The organism is Lactobacillus sp. B4015 (genome assembly GCF_026536055.1).
In the GTDB taxonomy this organism is placed as follows: Bacteria; Bacillota; Bacilli; order Lactobacillales; family Lactobacillaceae; genus Lactobacillus; species Lactobacillus panisapium.
Genome location: NZ_JAFNOY010000006.1, coordinates 91,034 through 110,420 on the forward strand (window position 1 = coordinate 91,034; position 19,387 = coordinate 110,420).

Genomic DNA, 19,387 nt, shown 5'->3' on the forward strand with positions numbered 1-19,387 from the left:
GAGCAAACACAAAAGAAGTTAACAATTTTGGTTCAAGCAAATAAAATCAATTTTGCTGATCTTGCTTTTTTAAATAAGCTAGATAAAGACTTAGCAAAATTTGACGGTGGCAGCAAAGAAGAAATGCTTTTAATTCATGTGGCAATGTCTTTATTTAGAAAAAGAAATAATCAGGAAATTGACAAAATACCAGATGAACTTTGGAAACAAATAATAAGCAAACCAGTTTATCAACAGGCTAAAGAGTATTGGCAGACTAATGAAAAAAACTCACCGATTTTGTTGGGTAAGAATGAAAGTCAATATATTATCATGCATTTGGTAAATGTTATGACAAAAGAGGTAAATGACCATGAAAAAAATCGTTGTAGGCGGCCAAATGGGAAAAGAGGAAATTGAAGGGGATCTTCATAAATTAATTCATGAAAATAGAGTTCAAATAGAAATACTTAGTGACCTGGATGCAGCTATGGCCGTTCAAAACCATCAAGCTGATTATTATGTTGGAGCTTGCGCTACTGGAGCAGGTGGAGCATTAGCAATGGTCACAGCCATACTTGGATCAGAAAAGGCCATAACAGTTGCATCTCCAACAAAAGTTATGAGTCTTGAAGAAATTAAAAAGGAAGTAGATGACGGGAAAATAGCCTTTGGTTTTACCTTTAATGCAAAAAATACGGTGCTACCAGAAATAGTTGAGGCTTTAAAATTATAATCTTTTATTATTAATATTCAATAAACTGAATATTGAATATATAAGGAGGGGAATAAAATGTCAATAACTACCATATTAAACTATGTTTTAATTGCTCTTGTTGGAGGCGTTGGCTCAGTTTTAGCAAATAAAGGCATTGCCGTTTTTAATGATGGACTGCGGCCTATTTATCCAGAATATTTTGACCATAAAATTAATAGAAGAGAGCTTGCTTTGACTTCTTTTGGGGTTAGCTTTGGCCTAATTATTGGCTTTGGGATACCGGTATCAATTGGCTCAACCATATTATTAGCTCATAGTATCTTACTTGCATGTGATATTTTTGGAACATGGACACCAGAAACTAATTGGGGAACTTTTGCTGCTTTTGCTGCTGGTTCAATTTACGGTGCAGGACTGCTTTTAGGTTTGTCTTGGATTGTCAGACTGTTTAAGATGCTACCGTTTAATTTTTTTGGAGCTCTTTCACTTTTGGGAAGTCCAATTTTACTAGCGTTCTGTGCATTTCCTGCTATTGCAGTTGCAGAGCAGCATAATATTAAAAAAGGTATGATCACTTTTGTTTGGACATTTGTAACTTACATTATAACTAGCAAATTTGGAGTATTTAAGCTAGGAAAAGGTATCGCTATTACTTTAAATGCAACTGGTATGGCGTTACTTGTTGCCATGATTTGCATGATTTATTATGCAGCCAAAATTAAAGGCAATGGCAATTCAAACGAAAAACTAATTAATGTTTTCTCAGCTCGAATCAGTCGAATTAAGAAGAACTGGATTTGGTTATCTTTAATGGGTGGTCTGATTACTGCAGCGTCAAGTCAGTTAATCGTTGCAGTTGATGTTCTCCCTCAACAATTAATGGTAAAGGGACAAATTGAAGCAGCAGCGATGGCAACTTTTGCAAGAGCGATTGGCTTTATTCCACTAGTATTTTCTACTGCAATTGTGACTGGTGTTTATGGTATGGCAGGGACAACTTTAATCTTTGTAATCGGTTTATTGTTAAAAGATCAGCCTTTAGTTGCATTTATTGCTGGTGCAGTATGGATGTGGATTGAAGTACAAGCTCTAGGCATTACTGCTAAAGGAATGGATAAATTCCCTGGCCTACGTGACATGGGAGATCATATTCGGACATCTTTAATGGAAACCATTTCAATTTCTTTACTGATAGGTGCTGCTATTGCCTGCAATAATATGATTCCTAATCTTGGGTTCTTTTGGGTAATTGGTATTTGGCTGCTAAACAAAAAAATGAAAAAGCCTTTAGTTGATATGGCAGTTGGACCAATAGCTACTATTGCTTTAGGCCTATTATTAAATATTTTGAAAATAATACACCTATTCTAAGGAGATTTATATGACAGCGTTAAAGTCTGGGATTACTTATGCTCATGAACATATTCCAATTGATCGTTCAGAAGTGACTGAAAATGAAGATACTTTGCTAGATTCACAAGAATTAGTGATAGAAGAATTTAAAGACATTTATCGAAAGGGAGTACGAAATGTTATTGAGGCAACATGCCGTGGCATGGGAAGAAATGTTGCTTATGCTCAAAAAGTAGCACAAAAAACAGGAATTAACATTGTTCAAGCTACAGGGTGGTATCAATCAGCTTTTTTGCCTCTCGAAGTTTATCGCCTTTCAATTACCCAACTAGCTGAAATGATGATTAGCGATATAACAGTTGGGATAAAAAATACAGAAATAAAAGCTGGTGTGATAGGAGAAATTGCGACAACCAAAAATAATTGGACAGAGCAAGAAGAAAAGGTATTTAAGGCAGCAGTTATTGCTAGCAATGAGACTCATACGCCAATTATGACGCACACTTCAAATGGCACCTTAGGTCATGAACAAGTACGTTTTTTTCAAAGGGAAAATGCCAATCTGCATAAAATTATTATTGGTCATGTTGACCTAACTGGTAATCCCGAATATGTATTAGAAATGTTGAAAACAGGCGTAAACGTTGAAGTTGATACGATTGGTAAAAATAGTTATATGCCAGATTCACAAAGGGTGGCAATAATCAAGGCAGTTCAAGAGGCAGGATATACAAATCAAGTTGTTTTATCGATGGATATTACCAGGAAATCACACTTGAAAGCCAATGGTGGCAATGGCTATTCATATTTGCTTGACACTTTTGTTCCTCAGCTCAGAAAGGAAGGCATATCCGAGGACTTTATTAAAAAAATGCTTATGGATAATCCACAAAGAGTTTTTGGGGGTGGCTGGGATGTCTAAACAGTTTAAGACTTATCCTTTGGAAAGCATATCTCCTTGTGAAGCATTGCATAAACAATGGGAATTAGTTGACGAAATCACCAAGATTTTCCGTGGCGACGAAATTATAACAAGAGGGGATTTAGGAGTCATTCCGGGGTTAAACGAACCGCGGTACACCAAAAAAGTAGAAAATGTTATTGCACATTTTTTTAGTGCCGAAGATGCAATCCTCGTCAGAGGTTCAGGTACTGGTGCAATTAGAAGCGCGCTTCATTCTGCAGTCAAGTCAGGTGATACCTTGCTAATCCATCAAGCTCCAATATATCCGACAACTCAGGTGTCAATAGAGATGATGGGTATAAAAACAAAAGAATATGATTTTAACCGTATTGTTTCTGCTGATTTGCCGAAAAATATTAATGGAATTTTGGTTCAATATACAAGGCAAAAACCAGATGATTCTTATGATATGAATCATGTGCTAAAAACCTTAAAAGAACACTATGGCGAGCAAATGCCAATTATAACAGATGATAATTATGCAGTTATGAAAGTTCATAAAATTGGTACTGAAATGGGAGCAGATTTGAGCTGCTTTTCAACATTTAAACTACTGGGACCAGAGGGCATAGGCTGTATAGTTGGTAAAAAGAGATACATTGAAAAACTGAGAAAAGAGAACTATTCAGGTGGCTCTCAGGTTCAAGGACACGAATCCTTAGATGTTTTGAAAGGTTTAGTGTATGCACCCGTATCATTAGCAAATCAAGCACGTGTAGTTACTGAGTTAAGGGATAGACTTAATAATCATGAAATATCTGGAGTTAAAAGGGCATATATTGCTAATGCACAGTCAAAGGTATTACTAGTAGAGTTTGAAAAACCAATTGCTAAAGTAATTTTAAAAAATGCAGTTGAGTATGGTGGGGTACCAAACCCAATTGGAGCAGAATCTAAATATGAAATTGCACCAATGATTTATCGTGTTTCAGGCACTTTTAAGGCCTTTGACCCTTCACTTTTAGAAAACACTATTCGAATCAACCCCTATCGAGGTGGGCCAGATACTATCATAAACTTATTAAAGAAATGTATGAAGGAGATGGAATAATGTTTTTATCATCTCTTGAAAAATATAATCCTCAACTAATTGAGTATGCAGTAAAGCTTCATCAGACCGGTGAAATTTTACCAGATACGTACGTTATCGATTTGGAAGCAATTAAAAGCAATACTAAAAAAATAGTGACATTTGCTAAAAAATATCAAGTCGAACTTCTTTATATGACTAAGCAGTTCGGACGTAATCCAATTGTGGCTCAAGCCATTGAAAAAGCAGGCATAAAGTCAGCTGTAGTTGTGGACTATCGCGAAGCGGAAATGTTTATGCATTATGGCTTGCATATTGGTAATGTGGGTAATTTAGTACAGATGCCTAGACATTTAGTTAGAAGCATTCTAGCCTATGGAACTAAATATGTCACTGTCTATTCAATGAGCAATTTGAAATATATCAATCAAATTGCACGGCAACTTAAAATAAAGCAAAAAGTCATCTTCAAAGTTATTGGAGAGCAAGATGAGCTTTATCCCGGTCAAGTTGGTGGCTTAACGCTGACAGAATTTGCAGCTAATTTCGCTAAAATTATCAGCTTGTCCAACATTGAATTGGTTGGGCTTACCTGCTTTCCTGCGTTGCTATTTAATGACAGCAGTAAAAAAATTGAACCTACAGCTAATCTCAAAACTGTTGAAGCTGTAAAGACGATATTTAGTGAACATAACTATCCCTTAAAAGTTATCAGCTTACCATCAGCAACTTGTTCAGCCTCTATTCCTTTAATTAAAAAACTTGGTGGAAATGAAGGTGAGCCTGGTCATGGCTTATCAGGAACTACTCCTTTGCATGCAGAATCGAAACAGCCGGAGCAGCCCGCATACTGTTATGTTAGCGAAATTTCACACAACTTCAGAAAGCATGGGTATTTTTACGGTGGCGGATATTATAGGAGAGGCCATTTAAAAAATGCTTTAGTATTTACTCGTAAGCAGCAATATAAATGCAAAGTACTTCCGTTTGATGACAAAAGTATTGATTATTATTTAGAACTTGATAGAGCTTATCCAGAGGGCTCGACGGTTATCACTGATTTTAGAACGCAGATTTTTGTTACAAGAAGTGCTGTTGCTGTCGTAGATGGATTGCAATCAGGCAATCCTAGGCTATTAGGTTTGTATGATAGCCAGGGGAGACTTATGCCAGAGGGGGTAATATAATGAGCAAATTTGGAGTAATTGTTTTAGACGGATTTGGTGTTGGAGCAATGGCGGATGTCCCGAAAGTACGTCCTCATGATGTGGGTTCTAATACTGCTTTGAATATAATTAAGGCGGAACCTAATATTGATATTCCAAATTTAGAAAAGCTTGGCTTAATGAATGCAGTTGGTGTTGAATGGGGTCGACACGTTTTTTCGCCAGACGCGAATTGGGGAACGTCGTTACTAAAGCATCATGGCGCTGACTCATACTTAGGCCATCAGGAAATTATGGGTACTAATCCACCGATGCCTTTGTTGCAACCTTTTAACGAAGTTATTGATCAAGTGGAAGATCAAGTAAAAAAAGACGGCTTCTTTGTTAAACGATATGGTGAACCTGGCTTAGAGATATTAGTTGTTAACGATTGTGCAACGATAGCGGATAACTTAGAAGCAGATCCAGGACAAGTATATAATGTAACTGCAACTTTAGATAAAATATCCTTTGATGAGATAACTAAGATTGGCGAAGCGGTAAGAAAAGTGGTAAAAGTATCTCGAGTAATTGCCTTTGGCGGTAGTGACGTCACTATAGAAGATATTCTTAATGCCCGTCAAATAAAAAATGAAAAGTATGTTGGCATCTCTGCCCCCGAATCGGGAGTTTATAAGAGAAATTATCACGTAGTGCATCTTGGATACGGAATAGATCCTAATGTACAATTGGCAAGCATTTTAATTCGCCATGGCATAGATGTCGCCTTGATTGGCAAAGCATCAGATATTGTTCGTGGTGATACGAAAAAAAGGTTCCCCGGCGTTGATAGCAATTATCTATTTGACCAGTTTGTTAAGCAAGCCAAAGAAATTAGGACAGGGCTTATCTTTATGAATATTCAGGAAACTGATCTTGCTGGACACTCTGAAGATACTGATCATTATGTAGATATTCTTGAAACCGTGAATAGAAGATTGCCTGAAGCTGAACAGCAATTTACAGGTGATGACATTTTAATTGTAATGGCTGACCATGGTGATGATCCAACGATTGGCTATGCACAGCATACGAGAGAGAAGGTTCCACTACTTATTTACAAAGAAAACGTTTATCATAAATATGTAGGAGAAAGAGTTTCTCTTTCTGATATTGGAGCAACGGGTGCAGAATTTTTTGGCGTAGAAATGCCACAAAACGGAACTAGTTTTCTTAATCGAATTAATGGTGGTGTTGATATTTCTTAAAAAAGTTTTAAACCGAATAATATTAAATTTTTAATTCTTAACGCTATATCAAAAGTAGGGCGAAATAGAACTAAATCAAAAGCACCAACTTTAATCTGTGATATGAACCCCGAGGTTAGGACAGCTTCGAGGTTTTTATTATGAAATTATTCACACTCTACAAGTTCTTTTTTTATGCGCTCATCGTGCCATTCTAAAATCATCTTAACGATAGCATTTGCCACGTTAAGATTTTTTAAGATTGGGCCATGAGAGTAGGTTCCGATAAAATTGCGGTAGCGCAGGCCTTCAACGTGATCTTGTGGGTTGTTGCCGTAGCCTTCAATCATTGTGCCCAAAGGATGCAATTTATCGGGATCGTCAAAATAAGTTTGTCCCGAGTGATTTTCAAAGGCTCTGACTTCACCCCATTCACTCATGTAGCGGGTATCGCCAATCATCCGTTTATCAGCTTTAAATACGGTATGGAAAGGCAAGATATCTAGTCCTTTGATGGTAACGCCTGAGTTGGTCTTATAATACGTTCCAACCAGTTGATAGCCACCACAAACGCCCAGCATTGGTTTGCCGTCATTAATATACTTTGTCAAAGTTTCTTTATGACGTGGAAGGTCTTTGGCAATCACGGTTTGTTCGAAGTCTTGTCCACCACCAAAAAAGACAAAGTCATAGTCAAAAGCATCGAACTTATCACCTAAGGAAATATTGTCTATTTGAGTAGAATAGCCCTGTTTTTTAAGTAAAAACCGAATGATTTTGACATCACCGGAATCACCATAGGTATTCATTAAATCTTCATATAAGTATGCAATTTTAATTGTCTTGCTTGCCATTGTGCATCAGCTCCTACTATCTTGTTAAAGTATATCTTAAAGGCGCAGTAGGGGCAAAAGATAATTATTTTTCTCGTTTTTAAAAAAACTTACATAAAATAAGCAAACACGTTAAAAGATTAATTGTTTAAGAAAAAATTGTTCCGCTAAAATTCTGACCGTGTGAATTGTCAAAATAAAGCAGAACAATTTTGTACTAATTAGTAATGTAATTGCCGAAATTATGTAATTATTTCGTATCTTCCTGTGCCGCAAAGTGATTAATCGGGCCATATTTAGAGCCAACTTCAATTGGGTGGGCAATTGCTTCGTAGGTGAAGTCTTTGGCCGTTTGGACACTGGCAATAATTGACCTGCCTTTAGCCAGTTCGGCGGCAATAACTGCGGATAAAGTATCACCAGTTCCGTTTATTCTTTCTGTGTTGATAAATGGTTTAGTAAATTCGTAGAATTGACCGTCTTCAGCCAAGAGAATATCGGTTACTTCGCTTTGAGCAGCATTATCGTGTCGGCCCTTCATCAAGACGTTTTTAGCACCCATCTTCTGCAATTTTTCGGCGCCGCGGTGAATTTCTTCCTTAGTATCTAGTTGCATGCCCGTTAACTTTTGTTGTTCATAAAAGTTGGGCGTAATAATATCAGCAAGCGGCATTAAGTCGTCTAAAAAAGCTTGGTAAGCATCACCATCCAAGAGCGTATCCCCGTGCTTGGTCATAATCACGGGATCAAGAACAATTTTGCCCATATCGTATTTGCGCAAATTGGCAGCTACACAGGCGATGACTTCTTTATTAGCTAGCATTCCCGTCTTTAAAGCGGCAATTTTAAAGTCGTCATTTAGGACGTCAAATTGCTTTTGAATAAATGACACTGGCATTATTTCTTGTGCGTAAATACCGGTAGTGTTGCCAGCAACAGCAGCTGTTAAGAGCCCCATACCGTACACCTGTCTGGCATAAAACGAATGCAGGTCGGCTGTCATTCCAGCGCTGCCATCGCTATCATTGCCAGCGATAGTTAAAGTGATAATTTCTTTTTTCATTATTATGGATCCTCATTTTAATCGAAACTTTATGTTCACAGTATAACTTAAAATAAGGGTAATGCTATAATTATTTCTTGTAAAAATAGGGGCAAATAGTAAAATTATAGTGAACCGCTTTCTTAAGGAAGGATACATTATGTTAAAAAATTACATTATGGCAATTGATGAAGGCACTACATCAACACGCGCAATGATTTTTGATCACGAGGGGCATAAAGTTTCGTCCTCGCAAAAAGAATTTCCCCAATATTTTCCTCAGCCTGGCTGGGTTGAACACAAGGCTGAGGAAATTTGGCATGCTGTTCAAACCACAATTGCTAATGCAATTATTAATTCAGGTATTCGTCCGGAACAAATCAAGGGTATAGGCATTACTAATCAACGTGAAACTACGGTAATCTGGGATAAAAAAACCGGTAAGCCGATTTACAATGCAATTGTTTGGCAATCGCGACAAACCACTGAATTAGCTGAAAAACTTAAAGCTGACGGTTATAGTTCAATGATCCATAAGAAAACGGGCTTAATTATTGACCCTTATTTTAGTGCAACTAAAATTCGCTGGATTTTAGATCATGTTGAAGGTGCGCAAGAAAAAGCCGAAAAGGGTGATTTGCTCTTTGGCACCATTGATACTTGGCTTTTGTGGAAATTAACTGATGGCGAAGTTCATGTTACCGATTATACTAATGCTTCAAGGACCATGCTTTATAATATCCATGACCTAAAATGGGATGATGACATCCTTGAGTTACTTAATATTCCGAAAAAGATGTTGCCTGAAATAAGATCGAATTCAGAAATTTACGGCTACACTAAGTCTTATACCTTTTTCGGTGGTAAAGTCCCCATTTGTGGGATTGCTGGTGACCAGCAGGCTGCTCTTGTTGGTCAATTGGCCCTGAAAAAAGGGATGGTTAAAAATACTTATGGCACGGGTTCATTTATTGTTATGAATACAGGAGAAGAACCCACAGAGTCTGATAACAACCTGTTAACAACGATTGCTTATGGAATTGATGGCAAAATTAACTATGCTTTAGAAGGCTCAATCTTTGTTTCTGGCAGTGCAATCCAGTGGTTGCGTGACTCAATGAAGATGATCAAAACGGCGGCAGAATCCGAAAAGGCGGCACGTGCGTCCAAATCAGAAAATGAGGTTTACGTTGTACCTGCCTTCACGGGACTAGGCGCGCCTTACTGGGATTCCGAAGCTAGGGGTGCAGTTTTTGGCGTTACACGTGGAACAAGTAACAATGACTTAATCAAGGCAACTTTGCAGTCACTTGCTTACCAGACTCGTGATGTAGTTGACACTATGCAAATTGATTCTGGAATACAGATTCCAACATTACGTGTAGACGGTGGGGCATCAAATAATGATTACTTACTGCAATTCCAAGCTGATATATTGGGTACTAAAATTGAACGATCAAAGACGCTTGAAACGACTTCAATGGGAGCTGCGTTTTTAGCAGGCTTGGCAGTAGGCTATTGGAAAGATGTTGACGAACTGAAAGATATTTTTGTTGTAGGCAAGACTTTCGAAAGCAAAATGGGACAAAAAGAACGTGAGCATTTATATCAAGGCTGGAAACGTGCGGTCAAGGCAACCCAAGTATTTGCTCACGGCGAATAAAAGTGCGGATACAGTAGTGAGAGGTGAGAAAATTGGCACATGATCGAATTGTTAAATTAGATGGTCCGTTAAATTTTAGGGATATTGGTGGCTACCAAAATCAGAATGGCCAAAAGATAAAATGGAATAAAATTTATCGCTCTGATTCACTTAGTACCCTAACGGAATCTGATCAAGAAAAACTGACGGAACTGCATATCACAATTGATTGTGATTTACGTTCACAATACGAAAAACATTCTTCACCGGACAAAGCGTGGCTAAATGTTCATTATCTAGATTTACCGGTTTATTCTGAAAATCCTGAGGATCGACCTAATGGTCACAAAATTTATCGTTTTCTTCATCATATTCCGGATTTAAGCAATAATTTTATTGGTCAAATTTACCAACAGACTTTGCTTAGCGAGCATAGCCGTAAGATGTTTGCCCGTATTTTTAGTGAATTACTAGAAATGCCTGCTAACGAAGCTCTTGTTTATCATTGCAGTGCCGGTAAGGATAGAACGGGAATGGTTTCTGCTTTAATTTTAATGGCACTAGGTGTTGATGATGATACAATTGCCCGTGACTATTTATTAACTAACAAATTATATGACTTCGCCGTTTCACGTCAAATGCCAAGCAATGACGAAATTTCACAGATGGTTGCCAAAATGAATGTAACCAAAGGTGAAGGGATTGCTATTCGCGGCATTACCGCGACTGTTCGCGACGGCTGGGGCGACTTTAATACCTTTTTTAAAAAAGAATTGGGCTTTAATGATACCGACTTGGCAAGATTAAGGCAAATGTATTTAGAATAGGGGCATAAATCAGTGGTAACTTTGCTTGATGTTGCTAAAAAGGCCAACGTTTCAAAGATGACGGTTTCGCGAGTCATTAATCATCCCGAACAAGTGACAGATGAACTACGTGAATTAGTTGAACGGGCCATGCAGGAATTGAATTACCAACCGAATTATGTCGCACAAGTCCTAGTAAATAACCGGACTAATGTCGTTAAGTTCGTTACACTTGAAGATATTGATACAACTGAGCCCTATTACATGAACCTGCTTTTTGGTATTGCTAAAGGTTTATCTAAAAAGCAATACGCTATTCAGCTAGTCACTGATCGCAAGCAAATGAAAGAAGGCAATTTTGATGGTTACTTAATTACTGGTGCGCGGTCATCTGATTATAGTTTGTTTGACGAACTAGCTAAGCCGTTTGTTCTTTTTGGTGAAAATCACCGCGGTTTTGATTTTGTTGATAACAACAATCAGCTCGGTGGCGAAATTTCCACTAAATATGCCTTATCGCGTCTATATCGCAATGTAATCTTTATTGGTATCGATGTCCGGGAGCCGTTTGAAGTTTCACGTGAAACAGGCTATGTTAACACATTACAGCAAAATAAATTGATTCCGCAAATATACAGGATACCTAATCATAGTCATGCGGCCCAGAAAATAATTAAGGAAAATTTAGGTAAGTTCCAACACGATACTTGCTTTGTTTGTGCCAGCGATCGGATTGCAATTGGTGTTGTACGCCAGCTGTTGAACGAAGGGGCCAAGGTACCCGAAGATTTTGGCGTGATCGGCTATGATGGGGTCTTTTTAGATCAGGTTTCAAATTTAAAATTAACAACGGTCAAGCAACCAATTTTTGCGATGGGTGAATTATTGGCTAAGATGCTGTTACAAAAAATTGAGCAGGACGGCTCACCCCAAGGCGAGGCAATGCTTAAACCTAAGTTGATTCGCAGGCAGTCAACGAGGTAATAGAAATTGTTAAATTAAAGGACACGAAGTTAGGTATAAATTTCGTGTCCTTTTGTATAATCTCAGGAAAATTATAAAATAAGTTAATTATAATTTTCCTGAGATTATACAAAAAATAATTATAAATTAGTTAGTACTAAAAAATAAAGTTAAGCTAATCTAATTTGCTAAGCCAATGATGCCATTCTTGGAGATAGGAATCGGCAAGTCCTGCCTTCATTTTAGGAATATAGACCTGATTAAAATCTGCTGCTTTAGTATGTTTCATTGCATTCATAGCAGTTCCTAAAGCACTCAGTTCCGAAATTGTAGCAACCTTAACTTTTTTTTGCGTAATGTCACTAAGATATTGCATCAAATATTTATTATGGATCATTCCTCCATCAACATGGATAACATGGTTTACGTTTGGATAAAGTGTTTTAAATTCTTTTAGCACATCAGTAATTTGGTAAACAAGAGAATTAAGCGTTGCTCTGACTAATTCATTTTTACTGGTTGTAATTTTCATTCCTACAAAAGCTGCTGATATATCATTTTTCCAATACGGTGCGCCTAAGCCAGCAAACGCTGGTATTAAAATTGTGTGGTCTTCGGAATCGGCGTTGAGTGCCAGATTACTAGTTTCTGCCGGAGTTTTAATTAGGTCTAATTTGTCTTTTAGCCATGAAATGCTCGCTCCAGCATAGTTAATATTGCCTTCAAGGACATAAGTCGTCTTACCATTTAGTGACCATGCAATTGAAGTGTTTAATTTGTTTTGGATGTTTTGGGGTAAATGATTGCCGATGTTGAGCATAATTGAGGAGCCTGTTCCAAATGTAATTTTATAATCTCCTGGAAGAAAACATCCATGAGCAAATAAAGCGGCTTGAGAATCACCCAAGACACTTAATATTGGAATTTGAAATGGTAAGAGACCAAATAGATCAGTTTCGCCAAACGAACCATTAGAGCTAATAATTTCTGGCAAATAGCTCAAGTCAATTTTAAAAATTTGGGCTAATTTTTTATCCCAACTGCCAGTATGAATGTTCATTAATTGTGTTCTGCAAGCATTTGACGGCTCAGTCTTAAAGCTCTGACCATTTGTTAATTGATAGATTAACCAGCTGTCCATTGTTCCTAAGCACAGATCATTATTTTTTGCTGCTTGTGCAACTTTTGGTTCATTTATTAGCATCCAGTTCCATTTTGCTCCAGTAAAATACGGAGAAAGTGCTAGGCCGGTCAATGCTTTAACTTCACGTTGTAGTTCAGGATTAGCTATACTTTTGACTACACTCGATGCTCGATTGTCCTGCCAAACAATTGTCTGACAGAGGGGGTTACCTGTTTTTCGAGACCATGCTGCAGCAGATTCACGCTGATTGGTAATAGCTAATCCTAGTAGCTGCTCAGGCTTAATTTGCTGCAAAGCTTTTTTAAAAAGCAAGAATAAATTTGCTTTGATTTCAGCTAAATCGTGGCTAATCCAGTCAGGATGATTAGAAATCTGTTTATGAGTTAAAATAGTTTTCCAGAAAACCTGATTACGTTGATCTATTAAAAGAGCTTTAGTACCTTGTGTACTTTGATCAATTGCTAATAGATATTTTTCTGTCATATCATTCTCCAATGCTATTTACCAAGAATTTGACGTACACTTTTGATAATCCCAGCTGTGTCAATGCCGTAATACTGAAAAACTTCATCTTGTGTACCTTGAATAATCGGCTGGTCAGGAAAACCAAGAAGCTTTAACTTAGCATGGCCATATTTAGCGGCTTCTACGGCCACAGCCGCGCCAATTCCATTAATAATGCTATGCTCTTCAATAGTAATAATATGATCAAATTTTTTGACCAATTTATCCACTGTCTGCGTATCTAACGGCTTAATTGAGCCAAGATCGACAACAGCTGCACTGATGTTATAGCTAGCTAGTTTTTTAGCGGCTTTTAAGGCAAAACTTAATGTTTCTCCAGTCGAAATTAAACAAATATCGCTGCCTTGCCAAATTATTTTTGATTTACCGGGAATAAAAGCAAAGTCTTGGTCGTAAACATCATCCAGCTTTCGCTTTCCAATTCGAACATATGCAGGCTTGGAAGACCTGAGCAAATAGTTAAACAGGGCTCTAGTTTGGTATTTATCACAGGGCTGATAAACCTCAAGATTTGGAATTGCTCGCGTAATTGCTACATCATTAAGGGAATGATGAGTGCTACCAAGCCAAGAATATGAATTACCACCAGAGATGCCAATTAACTTAACATTAGTCTGGTTAAGAGCTACATCAACTTTGACTTGCTCAATTGCTCGCATTGCCAAAAACGCGGCTGGGGAAAAAACAAAAGGATGCTTGCCCTCATGAGCTAATCCTGCGGCAACAGTTACAGCATTTTGTTCAGCAATACCCATTTCAACTGTTTGGTTTGGGTATGTAGCAGTAAAAGAATTTAGTCCTGCAGATCCACGTGAATCACAAGTTATTACTAATAAGTTAGGATCTTTCTTACTTGCGGCTACTAAAGTGGTAGCGATAACTTCATTAGCAGTTAATTTTTGTTCTATTTCAGTCATTGTTGAGTACCTCCATTTGTTGATCTAATTCATGTAGACCTTCTTGATATTCCTTTTCATTTGGTATTTTATGGTGCCAAACTGCCTGATTCTCTGCAAAACTAATCCCTTTTCCTTTAATGGTATTAGCGATAATTATTCTTGGTTGCTTGGTAGTATTTGGTTTATTTAATATATCAACTAAGGCGGATACGTCATTACCGTTAACTTCTTGTACATCCCAACCAAAGGAACCATATTTGGCTCCTAAAGGATTTGAACGCATTACCGTGTCAGTTTTACCGGTAATTTGTAAATTATTATGATCAATAATTGCGGTAAGGTTATCCAAATGATAATTACTTGCTGCCATTGCAGCTTCCCATATAGAGCCTTCAGCTTGTTCACCGTCTCCCATTAATACATATACATGCTTTTTATCATGGTCGATTTTTGCGGCAAGTGAAACACCAACTCCTAAACCAAGGCCATGTCCAAGTGAGCCTGTATGGAATTCTATTCCTTTTACATCAGTAGTTGGATGGCCAATATACGGACTATTAAAAGTAGAGTACCTATTTTCCAAATCTGCTCGATCAATGTAGCCCTTATCTGCTAAGATTTCATACCAGATCTCAATAGCATGTCCTTTGCTTTGGATATAAACATCGGTATTTTTTTTACCAAAATTATCAACGGTTTGATTCATTACCTGATAGTAAAGTGTGACTAAAATATCAGCACATGATAAATCAGAACCAGTGTGACCGTTTTTATGAGAGTGGATTAACTGCCAAGTTCTTTTTCTTAACTCGATTGCTTTTTTTCTAAGTTCTAGTATATTCATAGGAAACCTCATTTGTAAAAATCACTAAAAATTGCTTACAATATGAGGGTATCATGTTTATAAACAATTAAGTTATACTATTTATTTAGTTTAGCTTAATTAAGTCATTTTTTAAGTCGAAGAGGAATTTATGAAACTAAAGATGAGCGATATTGCCAGGATGGCAGGTGTTTCTAAAGCTGCAGTTTCCTTTGCATTAAATGGGAAACCAGGAGTTAGTGAAGAAACTAGAAAAAAGATTTTTAAAGTTATTAAAGAACAGGGCTATGAACCCTTACGCAGTCATAAAAAGGGGGGTGTCCGTAAATTAGCTAGTATCAGTCTAATAATTATTCATGACAAAGACGGTATGATGAGCCGTAATTATGCTAGTCTCCCCTTTTTTGATACTTTGGTATCTAACCTTACACAAAATATAGGTGGCTTTGGTGGCCAGTTGCAGATATATCGGCTTGATATAAATCATCTGCAAGATGATTTAAAAAGAGAAAATTCTTTACTTCAATCAAAAGCCTCAATTGTTTTGGCAACAGATTTAAATAAAGAACAGGTTAAATTAATTAATCAAAAACTTAAAAATGTTATTTTCATTGATAATTATTTTCAAGATGTTAATGCTGACTTTGTTTCAATTGATAATTTTCAAGGAGCATATCAGGCTGGAAAATATATCATTAGCAAGGGTTATCGTAAGATCGGCTATGTAGCTTCTAATCATATAGTTTCTAATTTTAAACAAAGAAGAGATGGGTTTAAGCAAGCATTGGATGAGCAAGGGATTGAGTTACCTCCTGAATTTGTTTTTGGCTTAAATCCTACTGAATTAAGAGGTACTCTGCCTCAATTTATTCATTTGAACAAGGTTTATCCTGAAGTGTTTTTTTGCGAGAATGATTATATGGCATTACGATTGTTGAAAGAATTGAATAGGCAAAAAGTTAAAATTCCTGAAGAAGTTGCGATTATGGGATTTGACGATATTTTTGAAGATACTATGGTAACACCCGAACTGACAACAATGCATGTTCCGATTGTACAGATTGTTACTCAGGCAATTAATCAGATACAAAATAAGGTTGCTGATAAAAAATGGTTGCCGCAAAAATGCTTTATTTCAACAAAGTTAGTAAAAAGGGAATCTCTCTAATTTATTAATTTAGTTTAGCCTAATTAATATAAAAATTGATTGATTAGTCTTCTAGTTTAGTCTATATTCTGTTTGTAAGCGAATGCAAAAATTATGAGTTGAACTAGGAGATTATGTTAATGGTTGAGAAAAAGGATTTAAAAAAAATAAAAATAGGTTTTGCGCCAACAAGAAGAAATATTTTTTCGGCAACCGCTGCAATTGAATTCGCAGATAAAACAAGACAAAAATTGACTGACTTGGGTGTGAACTATGTTGATATCAAAGATATTAACGATGATGGTTTACTTTATGATGATGATGGTCTTAAAAAAATTACTAAGAAATTTCAAAAAGCAGAAATTGATGGTCTTTTCATAGCTAATGAAAACTTTGGAACTGAATATGAGGTAGCAAGACTAGCTGCTAAACTTAACGTTCCTGTTTTATTATGGGGCCCTAAGGATGAAGCGCCTGCTCCAGACGGTTCAAGAAAACGCGATACCCAATGCGGTTTATTTGCAATTGGCAAAGTATTACGACATTTTAATGTGCCATTTACCTATTTGAAAAATAGTAATATTGAGGACCCAGCTTTTAGTCGTGGCATAATTGATTTTATTAAAGTATGTAATGTTGTGAAAACATTCAGGAATACGCGTATCCTTCAAATTGGCCCGCGACCGTTTGATTTCTGGTCAGTGATTGTTAATGAAGGTGAATTATTAGAAAAGTTTGGGATCCAATTGTCTCCCATCCCATTAGGTGAACTGACAACTCGGATGAATAATCTAATTGATAAGAATGATCCCCGAATTTCAGAGACCAAAAAAACTTATTTAAAGTGGGCGGAAGTCAAAGTTAGTGAAGAAGACTTTACTAAAATTGCGGCTTTGAAACTGGCAATGCAAGATAAGATGATTGAATATGGTTGTAATAGTGGCACTATTCAGTGCTGGACTGAATTACAGCGCGAAATTGGTATTTTACCATATGCATCGGAAGCATTATTACAAACAGAAGGAATGCCGGTAACTTGCGAAACTGATATTAATGGCGCAATTTCAGAAGTACTTGCCGAAGCAGCTTCTTTAGGTGAGGAAAAAGCATTATTTGCGGATGTTAATTGCCGTCACCCAGATAATGAAAATGGTGAGTTACTTCAGCATCTGGGTACATTTGCTTTTCAGACTGCTAAGAATCGTCCCGTACTGCCTCCATCTCATTTTGTCTTTAATTATCCTGGGTCAGCTGCTTTTGAAGTTAAGGACGGAACATATACACTTGTTAGATTTGATGGAGATCATGGTAAATATTCATTATTAATGGGTAATGCGGAAACTTGTGAGGGGCCATATGAACAAGGCACATATGCTTGGTTCCAATTTGCAGACTTGAATAGATTTGAAGCTAAATATGTTTATGGTCCATATATTCATCATATGGCAGGGGTACGAGCAGACGTTGTACCAATTCTTACTGAAGCATGTAAATACATCAATGTAAAACCAGATTATTTTGATCCAATTGCAGATAAGGTAAAAGCCTATTGGTATGGTAATCATGAAACCATCTTAAATAAGAAATAAAAATAAATATTCAAATATTTAAAAAGGGCAAGAAGAAATCAGACTTCTTGCTCTTTTTGTACTTAACTAAGGCTAAACTAAAAAAATATTTTAAGCTATTATTGAAAGCGATTGCATTAACTGGGATAATACAAGTTGAACATAGCTAAGTAAACTTATTACTTAACTTGTGCAATGTTTAATACTTGTTATGAACGAGGGGGGAGAAAATGAGTATTAATATTTCAGTTTTAGGTAGCATCAATCTAGATACTAGCTATCATCTTGTTCGAATTCCATTGCCTGGTGAGACACTCCAAATTAAAGAGAAAACATATGCTGGCGGAGGAAAAGGGGCCAATCAGGCTGTTGCGGCACGACGTAGTGGAGCAAATGTTCATTTTATTGGTGCTGTCGGTAATGATAGTGCAGGTAAATATATGCTAAACCTACTAAAAAAAGAAAAGATAGATTTAACTAATGTAGAAATAAAAAATAATGAAAAAACTGGTGCAGCAACAATACTGCTAGATGAAAAAGGACAAAACAGTATCTTAGTTTATGCAGGTGCAAATAACTCAATAAGCCATGAGCAAATTATCAAAGCTGAAAAAACGATTGCAAAGTCTGATTACATTATTGCGCAATTTGAATCACCAGTTGAAGCAACTCTCGATGCATTCAAAATCGCAAAAAAGCACGGTGTTACTACGATTTTAAATCCAGCTCCTGCTTTGAAAATTAGTGATGAATTGTTAAGTGTAACCGATATTATTACTCCAAATGAGACAGAAAGTGCAATCATTACGGGAATAAAAGTTGATAATCAAAATGCGATGCATGAAACCGATATGTATTTCAAAGAAAAAGGTGTAAAAGTAACCCTGATAACTTTGGGGTCACGCGGAGTTCATTGTTCAATTGGGTCGATAAGTCAACTAGTTCCTGCCCACAAAGTAAATGTTGTTGATACCACGGGAGCTGGTGATACTTTTGTTGGAGCAATGGCATCAATATTAAAGCCAGATTTTTCCAATATTTTTGAAGCAATTGATTATGGACAAAAGGCATCATCAATAACTATTGAAGTTATGGGAGCACAACCATCTATTCCAACTAGAGAAATGGTAGAAAAAGCTTACGGAAAGGAACTTTAAAATGAAGAAAACAGGTATTTTAAATTCTGATATCTCCCGTGTAGTAGCGAATATGGGTCATATGGATTGGCTAGGAATTGGTGATGCCGGAACTCCCGTCCCACCAGAAACAGAAAAAATTGATTTAGCGGTTAAGGCTGGTTTACCCTCCTTTTCTGTTGTGTTAGAAGAAATATTAAAAGAATTATCTGTACAAAAAATTTATGTTGCAGAAGAAATAAAAAGTCAAAATCCTGAACAATTGAAAAATATAATAAAGATTTTACCCAATGTTGAGATAGAGTTTATACCTCATAGTCAGTTAAAGAAAAACTTAACTAGAGCTAAGGCCTTTATTAGAACAGGTGAAGAAACGCCATATTCTAATGTAATTCTTGAAAGTGGCGTGATTTTTTAAAGGAG

The 19,387-nt window shown here is 36.7% G+C and carries 19 protein-coding genes; 14 read left to right on the forward strand and 5 right to left on the reverse strand.

Going from position 1 to position 19,387, the window contains the following annotated elements; all coding sequences use genetic code 11:
- Positions 1–27: 27 nt before the first annotated feature.
- From J3U71_RS07415 to J3U71_RS07445, 7 genes are read left to right on the forward strand one after another with little or no spacing between them, the layout of a single operon-like run.
- Positions 28–399: a PRD domain-containing protein gene (locus tag J3U71_RS07415; RefSeq protein WP_220268699.1), complete on the forward strand. Its 372-nt coding sequence runs from the start codon at positions 28–30 to the stop codon at positions 397–399.
- Positions 353–715 carry a DUF2620 family protein gene (locus J3U71_RS07420; RefSeq protein ID WP_267393514.1) on the forward strand — a complete coding sequence of 121 codons (363 nt, stop codon included), beginning with the start codon at positions 353–355 and terminating at the stop codon, positions 713–715. Before J3U71_RS07415 ends, J3U71_RS07420 begins: the two co-directional genes overlap by 47 nt.
- A gap of 57 nt (positions 716–772) precedes the next feature.
- Positions 773–2,068 carry a YhfT family protein gene (locus J3U71_RS07425; protein ID WP_220268697.1) on the forward strand — a complete coding sequence of 432 codons (1,296 nt, stop codon included), beginning with the start codon at positions 773–775 and terminating at the stop codon, positions 2,066–2,068.
- A gap of 10 nt (positions 2,069–2,078) precedes the next feature.
- Entirely contained in the window at positions 2,079–2,972 is an 894-nt protein-coding gene (locus J3U71_RS07430) for a phosphotriesterase family protein (RefSeq protein WP_267393517.1), read from the forward strand.
- Positions 2,965–4,065 carry an aminotransferase class V-fold PLP-dependent enzyme gene (locus J3U71_RS07435; RefSeq protein ID WP_220268695.1) on the forward strand — a complete coding sequence of 367 codons (1,101 nt, stop codon included), beginning with the start codon at positions 2,965–2,967 and terminating at the stop codon, positions 4,063–4,065. The genes J3U71_RS07430 and J3U71_RS07435 overlap by 8 nt, the downstream gene beginning before the upstream one ends.
- Positions 4,065–5,231 (forward strand): alanine racemase, encoded by a 1,167-nt coding sequence (locus tag J3U71_RS07440; protein ID WP_220268694.1) that lies wholly within the window; start codon positions 4,065–4,067, stop codon positions 5,229–5,231. Before J3U71_RS07435 ends, J3U71_RS07440 begins: the two co-directional genes overlap by 1 nt.
- Positions 5,231–6,457 (forward strand): phosphopentomutase, encoded by a 1,227-nt coding sequence (locus J3U71_RS07445; RefSeq protein WP_267393521.1) that lies wholly within the window; start codon positions 5,231–5,233, stop codon positions 6,455–6,457. The genes J3U71_RS07440 and J3U71_RS07445 overlap by 1 nt, the downstream gene beginning before the upstream one ends.
- A 146-nt stretch (positions 6,458–6,603) precedes the next feature.
- Here the strand turns inward: J3U71_RS07445 and J3U71_RS07450 are convergent, their stop codons facing one another.
- Both J3U71_RS07450 and thiD read right to left on the reverse strand, forming a co-directional pair.
- Positions 6,604–7,290: a type 1 glutamine amidotransferase gene (locus tag J3U71_RS07450; protein WP_267393524.1), complete on the reverse strand. Its 687-nt coding sequence runs from the start codon at positions 7,288–7,290 to the stop codon at positions 6,604–6,606.
- A 229-nt stretch (positions 7,291–7,519) separates the two neighbouring features.
- A complete protein-coding gene (thiD, locus tag J3U71_RS07455) occupies positions 7,520–8,332 on the reverse strand; it encodes a bifunctional hydroxymethylpyrimidine kinase/phosphomethylpyrimidine kinase (protein ID WP_416381434.1) in 813 nt (270 codons plus the stop codon).
- 139 nt (positions 8,333–8,471) lie between these two features.
- Between thiD and glpK the strand changes: the two genes are divergently transcribed.
- Genes glpK through J3U71_RS07470 form a run of 3 tightly spaced genes read left to right on the forward strand, consistent with a single transcriptional unit; the run spans position 8,472 to position 11,743 of the window.
- Complete coding sequence (glpK, locus tag J3U71_RS07460) at positions 8,472–9,974, forward strand: glycerol kinase GlpK (protein ID WP_220268691.1); 1,503 nt, start codon at positions 8,472–8,474, stop codon at positions 9,972–9,974.
- A 32-nt stretch (positions 9,975–10,006) separates the two neighbouring features.
- Positions 10,007–10,780 carry a tyrosine-protein phosphatase gene (locus J3U71_RS07465; RefSeq protein ID WP_267393526.1) on the forward strand — a complete coding sequence of 258 codons (774 nt, stop codon included), beginning with the start codon at positions 10,007–10,009 and terminating at the stop codon, positions 10,778–10,780.
- Positions 10,781–10,792: 12 nt separating this feature from the next.
- Positions 10,793–11,743 carry a LacI family DNA-binding transcriptional regulator gene (locus J3U71_RS07470; protein WP_267393528.1) on the forward strand — a complete coding sequence of 317 codons (951 nt, stop codon included), beginning with the start codon at positions 10,793–10,795 and terminating at the stop codon, positions 11,741–11,743.
- A gap of 154 nt (positions 11,744–11,897) precedes the next feature.
- On the opposite strand, the gene J3U71_RS07475 is transcribed toward J3U71_RS07470, so the two are convergent.
- Genes J3U71_RS07475 through J3U71_RS07485 form a run of 3 tightly spaced genes read right to left on the reverse strand, consistent with a single transcriptional unit; the run spans position 11,898 to position 15,134 of the window.
- On the reverse strand, positions 11,898–13,349 hold the full coding sequence (locus J3U71_RS07475) for an FGGY-family carbohydrate kinase (RefSeq protein ID WP_267393530.1): 1,452 nt from the start codon (positions 13,347–13,349) through the stop codon (positions 11,898–11,900).
- A gap of 14 nt (positions 13,350–13,363) precedes the next feature.
- On the reverse strand, positions 13,364–14,308 hold the full coding sequence (locus J3U71_RS07480) for a transketolase family protein (protein ID WP_220268687.1): 945 nt from the start codon (positions 14,306–14,308) through the stop codon (positions 13,364–13,366).
- Positions 14,301–15,134, reverse strand: a complete 834-nt coding sequence (locus tag J3U71_RS07485) for a transketolase (protein ID WP_267393534.1) — start codon at positions 15,132–15,134, stop codon at positions 14,301–14,303. Before J3U71_RS07485 ends, J3U71_RS07480 begins: the two co-directional genes overlap by 8 nt.
- Before the next feature lie 130 nt (positions 15,135–15,264).
- Here J3U71_RS07485 and J3U71_RS07490 point away from each other — a divergent pair, with 130 nt between their 5' ends.
- The 4 genes from J3U71_RS07490 (at position 15,265) to rbsD (ending at position 19,382) form a co-directional block, all read left to right on the forward strand.
- Positions 15,265–16,281 carry a LacI family DNA-binding transcriptional regulator gene (locus J3U71_RS07490; protein WP_267393536.1) on the forward strand — a complete coding sequence of 339 codons (1,017 nt, stop codon included), beginning with the start codon at positions 15,265–15,267 and terminating at the stop codon, positions 16,279–16,281.
- A gap of 119 nt (positions 16,282–16,400) precedes the next feature.
- Positions 16,401–17,849 (forward strand): L-fucose/L-arabinose isomerase family protein, encoded by a 1,449-nt coding sequence (locus J3U71_RS07495; protein WP_267393538.1) that lies wholly within the window; start codon positions 16,401–16,403, stop codon positions 17,847–17,849.
- A 209-nt stretch (positions 17,850–18,058) separates the two neighbouring features.
- Complete coding sequence (gene rbsK, locus J3U71_RS07500; protein WP_267393540.1) at positions 18,059–18,985, forward strand: ribokinase; 927 nt, start codon at positions 18,059–18,061, stop codon at positions 18,983–18,985.
- Position 18,986: 1 nt separating this feature from the next.
- On the forward strand, positions 18,987–19,382 hold the full coding sequence (gene rbsD, locus J3U71_RS07505) for a D-ribose pyranase (protein WP_220268682.1): 396 nt from the start codon (positions 18,987–18,989) through the stop codon (positions 19,380–19,382).
- The last annotated feature ends 5 nt before the right edge of the window (positions 19,383–19,387 follow it).

What these genes read in the sequence shown, in the direction of transcription:
- J3U71_RS07420 (WP_267393514.1), top strand. Translation starts at nt 353, where the DNA reads ATGAAAAAAATCGTTGTAGGCGGCCAAATGGGAAAAGAGGAAATTGAA.
- J3U71_RS07480 (WP_220268687.1), bottom strand. Translation starts at nt 14,308, where the DNA reads ATGACTGAAATAGAACAAAAATTAACTGCTAATGAAGTTATCGCTACC.
- thiD (WP_416381434.1), bottom strand. Translation starts at nt 8,332, where the DNA reads ATGAAAAAAGAAATTATCACTTTAACTATCGCTGGCAATGATAGCGAT.
- J3U71_RS07495 (WP_267393538.1), top strand. Translation starts at nt 16,401, where the DNA reads ATGGTTGAGAAAAAGGATTTAAAAAAAATAAAAATAGGTTTTGCGCCA.
- rbsD (WP_220268682.1), top strand. Translation starts at nt 18,987, where the DNA reads ATGAAGAAAACAGGTATTTTAAATTCTGATATCTCCCGTGTAGTAGCG.
- J3U71_RS07450 (WP_267393524.1), bottom strand. Translation starts at nt 7,290, where the DNA reads ATGGCAAGCAAGACAATTAAAATTGCATACTTATATGAAGATTTAATG.
- glpK (WP_220268691.1), top strand. Translation starts at nt 8,472, where the DNA reads ATGTTAAAAAATTACATTATGGCAATTGATGAAGGCACTACATCAACA.
- J3U71_RS07475 (WP_267393530.1), bottom strand. Translation starts at nt 13,349, where the DNA reads ATGACAGAAAAATATCTATTAGCAATTGATCAAAGTACACAAGGTACT.
- rbsK (WP_267393540.1), top strand. Translation starts at nt 18,059, where the DNA reads ATGAGTATTAATATTTCAGTTTTAGGTAGCATCAATCTAGATACTAGC.
- J3U71_RS07435 (WP_220268695.1), top strand. Translation starts at nt 2,965, where the DNA reads ATGTCTAAACAGTTTAAGACTTATCCTTTGGAAAGCATATCTCCTTGT.
- J3U71_RS07440 (WP_220268694.1), top strand. Translation starts at nt 4,065, where the DNA reads ATGTTTTTATCATCTCTTGAAAAATATAATCCTCAACTAATTGAGTAT.
- J3U71_RS07485 (WP_267393534.1), bottom strand. Translation starts at nt 15,134, where the DNA reads ATGAATATACTAGAACTTAGAAAAAAAGCAATCGAGTTAAGAAAAAGA.
- J3U71_RS07490 (WP_267393536.1), top strand. Translation starts at nt 15,265, where the DNA reads ATGAAACTAAAGATGAGCGATATTGCCAGGATGGCAGGTGTTTCTAAA.
- J3U71_RS07445 (WP_267393521.1), top strand. Translation starts at nt 5,231, where the DNA reads ATGAGCAAATTTGGAGTAATTGTTTTAGACGGATTTGGTGTTGGAGCA.
- J3U71_RS07430 (WP_267393517.1), top strand. Translation starts at nt 2,079, where the DNA reads ATGACAGCGTTAAAGTCTGGGATTACTTATGCTCATGAACATATTCCA.
- J3U71_RS07425 (WP_220268697.1), top strand. Translation starts at nt 773, where the DNA reads ATGTCAATAACTACCATATTAAACTATGTTTTAATTGCTCTTGTTGGA.